The 4,463-nt window shown below is 67.1% G+C and carries 5 protein-coding genes; 1 reads left to right on the top strand and 4 read right to left on the bottom strand.

Features of this window, described 5'->3' with window-relative positions; genetic code table 11:
• Nucleotides 1–64: 64 nt before the first annotated feature.
• The 4 genes from bioC to bioB form a co-directional block, all read right to left on the bottom strand.
• Nucleotides 65–862, bottom strand: coding sequence for a malonyl-ACP O-methyltransferase BioC (gene bioC / locus ACCC94_RS27965; protein WP_413352843.1), 798 nt, complete (start codon nt 860–862; stop codon nt 65–67).
• Nucleotides 855–1,580 carry an alpha/beta fold hydrolase gene (locus ACCC94_RS27970; RefSeq protein ID WP_413352844.1) on the bottom strand — a complete coding sequence of 242 codons (726 nt, stop codon included), beginning with the start codon at nt 1,578–1,580 and terminating at the stop codon, nt 855–857. The genes bioC and ACCC94_RS27970 overlap by 8 nt, the downstream gene beginning before the upstream one ends.
• Nucleotides 1,573–2,778, bottom strand: a complete 1,206-nt coding sequence (gene bioF, locus ACCC94_RS27975) for an 8-amino-7-oxononanoate synthase (RefSeq protein WP_413352845.1) — start codon at nt 2,776–2,778, stop codon at nt 1,573–1,575. Before bioF ends, ACCC94_RS27970 begins: the two co-directional genes overlap by 8 nt.
• A gap of 120 nt (nt 2,779–2,898) precedes the next feature.
• A complete protein-coding gene (bioB, locus tag ACCC94_RS27980) occupies nt 2,899–3,957 on the bottom strand; it encodes a biotin synthase BioB (RefSeq protein ID WP_045212783.1) in 1,059 nt (352 codons plus the stop codon).
• A gap of 241 nt (nt 3,958–4,198) precedes the next feature.
• Between bioB and ACCC94_RS27985 the strand changes: the two genes are divergently transcribed.
• The coding region (locus ACCC94_RS27985; RefSeq protein ID WP_413352847.1) for a hypothetical protein at nt 4,199–4,463 on the top strand (265 nt) is incomplete at its 3' end.

The raw sequence follows: 4,463 nt of genomic DNA on the forward strand, positions 1-4,463 counted from the left end.
GGCGGGTAACCAGCCGGCGAAGCCAGTCTGAGGGGGTTCGCGAGCAAGCTCGCTCCTACAGGATTCAGTTCTTGCGCAGGACGGCGTAAACCACCCGGTAGGTCGCCGGCAGCCCTTCGGGCTGGCGGAAGCGCTCGTACGCGGCGATCAGCGCACGCACCCGCTCGCGCCCGGTGAGGCCGTCGGGCCGGCCGGGGTTGAGGTTGTGCGCGCCCAGCGCCTTGAGTTCATGGGTCAGGCTGCGCAGGTCAGGGAAGTGCAGGACACGGTCCTCGCTGTGCAGCTCCAGCACTTCCAGGCCGCTGCCGGCGCAGTGCTGCTGGTACTGCTCGAAGGCGCGGAAGCGGTTCACGTGGACGAAGCCGTCCACCGCTTCCCAGCTCTGCCGCAGCTCGCCCAAGGTTCCGATGCACAGGCTGCTGAAGGCCGCGACGCCGCCGGGACGCAGCACACGGCGAGCCTCGCCCAGCACCGCCGGCAAGTCCGCGCACCACTGGATCGCCAGGCTGGAAAACAACAAGTCGCAGGCCGCATCGCGCAGTGGCAGCCGTTCGGCATCGCCGCCGATGAAGTGCTGCGCTCCGCCCTGCTCGCGGGCGTGGCGCAGCATGCCCTCGGCGATATCGACGGCCAGGCCCAGCGCCTGTGGATAACGCGCCGCCAGGGCGCGAGTGAAATAACCGGTGCCGCTACCCAGGTCGATCCAGCGTTGCGGCGCGGTCTGAGCAGGCAGCAGCTCCAGCAGGCGACCGCCCACGGCGCGCTGCAGCGCGGCCACCGCGTCGTAAGTCGACGCGGCGCGGGAGAAGGAGGCGGCGACCTGGCGTTTGTCGGGCAGCGCGCTGGTACTGCGATCAGGCATCGTCGCCCTCGTGGATGAACTTCAGGATGGCGCTGGCCACTTCGTCCGGCTGCTCCAGCGGCAGGCCATGGCTGGCGCCTGGCAGCAGGCTGACTTCGACGTCCGGCAGCCATTCCAGCAGCGCGTCGGCGGCGCTCGCCGGGACCAGCGCATCGTTGGCGGCGAACAAATGCAATTGCGGACCGGGATAGCGGCCCAGCGCAGCGCGGGTGTCGAGCTGCCCCAGCAGTTGCAGGCCGGCGGTCAGGCCCTCGACGTTCAATTGCGGCAGCGCCACTTGCAGCTGGCGTGCGAGGGTGCGCGGGTCGCGGGCGCCCTGGCTCACCAGCATCGTAAAGCGCTTGCGCACCAGATGCGGCTCGAGCAGGAAGGCCTCGAAGAAGTCCTCGAAGACATCAACCGCCATGGCGTCCGGCCAGTCCTCGCGGCGGCGGAAGCAGAGGTTGCTGGCGATGGTCACCAGCCCGCGGCAGGACTCGCTGCGGCGCGCCGCCAACTCGGCGCCGAGCATGCCGCCCAGCGACCAACCGGCGATCCAGGCGTCGTGGGCGACGTTGTCGTCCAGTTCGTCGAGCCAGACATTCGGATCGGCGTCCGCCGGCAGCGGCTCGATCTCTACATTCAAATGCGGTGCCTGCTCCAGCAGCGCATCGCGCAGCGGTTCCAGCGGCGCACTGCCCAGGCCCCAGCCCGGCAACAGGATCAATTGGTCACGCATCATCGCCCTCCTCGGCATCGATCTCTGCCAGAAGGCTAGACGACACGCGCTGCCAGCTTTCGGCCAGCGCCAGCAGCAGGCGGTCGACCTGCGCTTCGCTGTGCGAGGCGGACAGGGTCACGCGCAGGCGCGCGGTGCCGGCTGGCACGGTGGGCGGGCGGATCGCGCCGACGAGGATGCCGCGCTGACGCAGCTCGGCGGACAACGCCATGGCCTGAGCGCTACCGCCGATGAGGATTGGCTGGATCGGCGTCGGGCTGTCCATCAGGCGCAGGCCGATGGCTTGCGCGCCGGCGCGGAAGCGCGCGATCAGCGCATTCAGATGGTCGCGGCGCCAGCTTTCGGCGCGCAGCAGCTCCAGGCTTTTCAGCGTGGCGCAGGCCACGGCGGGCGGCTGGCTGGTGGTGTAGATATACGGGCGGGCGAACTGGATCAGCGTTTCGATCAGTTCCTCGCTGCCGGCGACGAAAGCGCCGGCGGTGCCGAAGGCCTTGCCGAGGGTGCCGACCAGCACGGGCACATCCTCGATGCCCAGCCCGAAGTGTTCGACGATGCCGCCGCCGGTGGCGCCCAGCGGGCCGAAACCGTGGGCATCATCGACCATCATCCAGGCGCCCTTCTCCCTGGCCTTGGCGCAGAGCGCCGGCAGGTCGGCCAGGTCGCCGTCCATGCTGAACACGCCATCGGTGACGACCAGCGTGTTGCCTTCGGCTTTCTCCAGGCGTGAGGCAAGGCTGACGGCGTCGTTGTGCAGGTAACGCGAGAAGCGTGCGCCGGACAGCAACCCGGCATCCAGCAGCGAGGCGTGGTTGAGGCGGTCCTCCAGCACGCTGTCGCCTTTGCCGACCAGGGCGGTGACGGTGCCGAGGTTGGCCATGTAGCCGGTGGAGAACAGCAGTGCGCGCGGGCGCCCGGTGAACTCGGCGAGCGCCAGTTCCAGCTCGTGGTGCGGGCCGCAGTGGCCGTTGACCAGGTGCGAGGCGCCACCGCCGACGCCCCAGCGCTCGGCGCCGGCACGCATTGCGGCAATCACCTCGGGGTGATTGGCCAGGCCCAGGTAATCGTTGGAACAGAAGGCCAGCATCGGCTGGCCGTCGATGACCACTTCCGGTCCCTGCGGCGATTGCAGCAGCGGACGGCGGCGGTAGAGGTCCTCCGCCTGGCGCTGGGCCAGACGGGCGGCGAGATCGAAAGGCATACGCAACCCCGTGTTGGCGGCATGGCTTTTGTAGGAACGAGCTTGCTCGCGAACCGCCCGGCGCCGGTTTTTTAGTCGGGAAAAGCGTTCGCGAGCAAGCTCGCTCCTACGAAAAGCAGGTCAGGCCGAAGCCGCGTTATAGAACAGCTGGGAGTCGCGTTGTTCCACCAGCGCCTGCTCGATGGCGGCCTGGTGCACCTCGTCGGCGTGCTCTTCGCGCTCCTCGGGCTTGATGCCCAGACGCGCGAACAGCTGCATGTCCTTCTCGGCCTGCGGGTTGGTGGTGGTCAGCAGCTTCTCGCCGTAGAAGATCGAGTTGGCGCCGGCCATGAAGGCCAGGGCCTGCATCTGCTCGTTCATCTGCTCGCGGCCAGCGGACAGGCGCACGTGGGACTTCGGCATCATGATGCGGGCGACCGCCAGGGTGCGGATGAAGTCGAACGGATCGACGTCCTTCTCCTCGGCCAGCGGAGTGCCCTTTACCTTCACCAGCATGTTGATCGGCACCGACTCCGGGTGCTCGGGCAGGTTGGCCAGCTGGATCAGCAGGCCGGCGCGGTCGTCCACCGACTCGCCCATGCCCAGGATGCCGCCGGAGCAGATCTTCATCCCCGCCTCGCGCACGTACGCCAGGGTCTGCAGGCGCTCGCCGTAGGTACGGGTGGTGATGATGTTGCCGTAGAACTCCGGCGAGGTATCGAGGTTGTGGTTGTAGTAGTCCAGGCCCGCCTCGGCCAGCGACTGGGTCTGCTCCTGGGTCAGCTTGCCCAGGGTCATGCAGGTTTCCAGGCCGAGCTTCTTCACGCCCTTGACCATTTCCAGCACGTAGGGCATGTCCTTGGCGGACGGGTGCTTCCAGGCGGCGCCCATGCAGAAGCGCGTCGAGCCGATGGCCTTGGCTTCGGCAGCGGCCTGCAGCACCTTCTGCACTTCCATCAGCTTTTCCTTGTCCAGGCCGGTGTTGTAGTGGCCGGACTGCGGGCAATATTTGCAGTCTTCCGGGCAGGCGCCGGTCTTGATCGACAGCAGGGTGGAAACCTGCACGCGGTTCGGGTCGAAATGCGCGCGGTGCAGGGTCTGCGCCTGGAACAGCAGGTCATTGAACGGCTGTTCGAACAGGGCGCGGACTTCGGCAAGGGTCCAGTCGTGGCGGGTTACTTGGGCTGCGGTGGCACTCATCGGCAAAGTCCTTCGACGCTTGGGGGCGCCTCTTGTCTAAGGTGCCCCGGCGGCGCGCCACCGGGGAAATCAGGCTCAAGGCATCATATGTGGAGCTGTGACGCTGTCAACCACTCTTGCGACACAGGTCGACAAGTGACTATTTATTGATCAATTTTACGATTGGAATTGCCGCTGCGGCTGAACCGATCCGCCCAATCGCCGCTCCAATCAGGCAGTACATTCAGGAGTCATACCCCAGATGGGAACAGAAGGATTCTTCGACGGCCTTGGCCAGATGGTCGGCAAGGCCATCCGCTTCATCGTCGATCTGCTGTCAGGCGTGCTCGGCGGCCTGTGGCGCGCGATGGACGACTTCTTCCACGGCCTGGCGCGGGCTGTGGGAATCGACGTCTCGATCTTCAGCTTCGTCCTGCTCTTCATCGGCCTGCTGCTGCTCTACAGTGGCATCCGCGCCTTCCTGCGGCGCTCGATCTTCGGCGGGCTGATCTGGACGGTGCTGGGCC

The sequence above is a fragment of the Pseudomonas sp. Pseusp97 genome, from assembly GCF_047304025.1.
In the GTDB taxonomy this organism is placed as follows: domain Bacteria; phylum Pseudomonadota; class Gammaproteobacteria; order Pseudomonadales; family Pseudomonadaceae; genus Pseudomonas.